The 1,545-nt window shown below is 73.4% G+C and carries 1 protein-coding gene; it reads left to right on the top strand.

Annotation, left to right across the window (positions count from 1 at the left end):
* Positions 1 to 1,545: TM0106 family RecB-like putative nuclease (locus ABD54_RS26550; protein ID WP_047872293.1), on the top strand; the 1,545-nt coding region annotated here is incomplete at both ends.

The following is a 1,545-nucleotide window of genomic DNA, read 5'->3' as shown; positions in this document are numbered from 1 at the left end:
CCTGCGAGGGCTGCGGCTACCAGACCTGGTGCTCACAAGGGCGCACCGCCGCCCGGCACCTGTCCCTGGTCGCCGGACTGCGCACCGACCAGGCCGCCAAACTCACCGACTCCGGCCTGGACACCATCGACGCCCTCGCCGGGGCCGACGACGACCAGCGCCCCGCCACCCTGCCCCGCCGCTCCTTCGACCAACTGCGCGCCCAGGCCGCCCTCCAGGTCCGCCAGGACCGCACGCGCACCCCCGACAACCCCCAGGGCACCGTCACCGCCGAGGTCTTCGCACCCGACGGCCTGGCCAGCCTGCCCGCACCCAGCCCCGGCGACGTCTTCTTCGACATGGAGGGCTACCCCTACCACTCCCGCGAGGGCGAACGCGGCCTGGAGTACCTCTTCGGCGCCACCACCGAGGACGCCCACGGCGCCGAGACCTTCCACGCCTTCTGGGCCCACGACCGAGCCCAGGAGAAGAAGGCCCTGGAGGACTTCGTCGACTTCGCCACCGCCCGCGTGGACGCCGACCCCGGAGCCCACGTCTACCACTACGCCTCCTACGAGGTGGACCGCCTCAAACACCTGAGCTCGGAGTTCGCCACCCGCGAGGAGGAGGTCAACCGGCTCCTGCGCGAGAACCGCCTGGTGGACCTGTACACCGTCGTGCGCAAGAGCCTGCGCGTGTCCCAGCGCTCCTACTCCATCAAGTACCTCGAACCCCTCTACCTACCCGCCGCCCGGTCCGGCGGCGTCACCACCGCCACCTCCAGCATCGACGCCTACGCCGCCTACCTGGCCGCCACCGAGGCCGAGGACCACGACCGGGCCGCGCGGGTCCTGGCCGACATCGCCGCCTACAACCGCGACGACTGCCACTCCACCGCGCGCCTGCGCGACTGGCTGGAGGACCACCGCACCCACCAGGGCATCACCGACCGCCCCCTGGTCCAGCTCGAACTCACCGAGGCCGAGGCCGAACGGGCCCGCAAACGCCAGGAGAAGGCCGCCCGCCACGCCGCCCTCACCGAACCCCTGCTCGACCAGGTCCCCGAGCAGGCCCAGGACCGCGAACCCGACCACCGGGCCCGCGCCCAACTGGCCGCCCTGGTCGGCTACTACCAGCGCGAGAACCTGCCCCCCTGGCGCGAGCACTACCGGCGTACCAGCGCACCCCTGACCGACCTGGAGTCCGACACCGACTGCGCCGTTCCCTGGCAGGTGCGCGCGGGGGAGTGGATCGAACCCGCCGGCCGCCAGCGCAAGTCCCGCCGCGAACTCTCCCTGCGCCTGGACACCGCCCACCCCCACCCCTTCACCTCCGGCCAGGACGTGCACCTGCTCTACCCCGGCGCACCCGGCCAGCCCGCCGCCACCACCCAGGCCAAGGTCGCCGGGGCCGACGCCGACACCCTGGCCATCACCGAGACCTGCGACCCCGACTCCACCTACTCCCGGCCCCCCGTCGCCGTCCTGCCCGGCTCCCCGGTCAACCCCGCACCCAAGGACGGCGCCCTGGAGACGGTGGCCCGCACCGCCCTGGACACCCTGCCCC

It is taken from the genome of Nocardiopsis sp. RV163, from assembly GCF_001029525.1.
GTDB classification, from domain to species: domain Bacteria; phylum Actinomycetota; class Actinomycetes; order Streptosporangiales; family Streptosporangiaceae; genus Nocardiopsis; species Nocardiopsis dassonvillei.
This window is presented reverse-complemented; position numbering and strand designations above follow the sequence as displayed.